This window comes from Arthrobacter sp. UYEF20 (assembly GCF_040546335.1).
Taxonomy (GTDB): domain Bacteria; phylum Actinomycetota; class Actinomycetes; order Actinomycetales; family Micrococcaceae; genus Arthrobacter.
Window position 1 is genome coordinate 1 of sequence record NZ_JBEPNP010000068.1, and the last position, 1,270, is coordinate 1,270.

Genomic DNA, 1,270 nt, shown 5'->3' on the forward strand with positions numbered 1-1,270 from the left:
GGAATTGGTGGATTCTTCTACGCTGCCAGTGCTGGCTGTCGATAACCATAGTGGACTTCGTTGGGCCGTCGGTAATCGAGCGCGGAGTGTCGGCGCCGACTATTGTAAAACCCCTCGATATAGCGGATGACGTCGCTGCGGGCTTGTGATTTCGTCGCGTAAACGGTCCGGTAGACACGCTCGTTCTTGAGCATGGAGAAGAAAGATTCCGCCATGCTGTTGTCCCAGCACACGCCCGTGCGTCCCATCGATGAGCGCATCCCCAGGCCGGTCACCAAGGCCCGAAACCCGGCCGAGGTATACACGCTGCCGCGGTCGGAGTGCCAGATCGCGTCGGGCTCGATCAGGGTCGTAGCGGCGGCGTTCTTGAGCGCATCGGCGACGAGTTCAGTGCGCATGTGATCGGCGATCGACCAGCCGACGACCTTCTTCGAATAGCAGTCGATGACGGTGGCCAGGTAGATGAACCCTTGCCAGGTGTGGATGTAGGTGATGTCACCGACGAACTTCACCCCGGGACGAGTGGCGGTGAAGTCACGCTTGACGAGGTCAGGCATGTTGGCCGCGGCCATCGCGTCGGCCTCGGTCGTGACCCGGAATGGCCGCGGTTGGCAGGCCACCAGACCCTCCTGGCGCATGAGGTGCCGCACAAGCTCGGGCGAACACCCGGTCTGTTCCGCCGCCAGGTCGGCGTGGATCCGACGATACCCGTAGGTGCCTTCGGACTCCTCGAAATAGTGCTGGATCCGCGCTATCAGGGCCTTCCGGCGGGTGGCGGTCGCCGATTGCGGGCGCGTCAGCCAGTGATAGAAACCGGAGGTTGAGACGCCTAACCAGCGGCACATCTTCACGACCGAATTCAGGTTGGCGGGCTCAGTTTTTTGGGAGTCGATGTATTCGTACTTGCTCACTACCGCTGCTCCCGCGCGAAGTAAGCGGCTGCTTTTTTCAGGAACAGAGTCTCGGCTCGCAGCTCCTGATTTTCCCTCTCGAGCTCCTTCAGGCGGGCCCGTTCCGGCAACGTCAGCTCCGTCTCGGTGCCCCCGTTGGCCTCGCGGTATTTGTTCAGCCAGTTGCGCAGAGTCTCGGGGCCGACACCGTATGCGGTGGCAACATCCTTGATGGGCTTGGACGTATTGATCACCTCACGGCACAACTCGTCTTTGAACTCCTGGGTGAAACGCCGGCGTGCTGCAGTCATGCTGATCTCTACTTTCAGTAGACCCCCATTTTAAGAGGGCCCACTGTCCGAGAACTCCGCGGCAGCTCA

The 1,270-nt window shown here is 60.9% G+C and carries 1 protein-coding gene; it reads right to left on the reverse strand.

The window, feature by feature from the left end; translation table 11 throughout:
- Positions 1-17: 17 nt before the first annotated feature.
- Positions 18-1,201 (reverse strand): IS3 family transposase gene (locus tag ABIB26_RS23675; RefSeq protein WP_354248652.1). Its coding sequence is split into 2 segments (ribosomal slippage): positions 18-940 and positions 940-1,201, totalling 1,185 coding nucleotides; the frame shifts between segments, so codons are not numbered across the junction.
- Positions 1,202-1,270 lie beyond the last annotated feature (69 nt).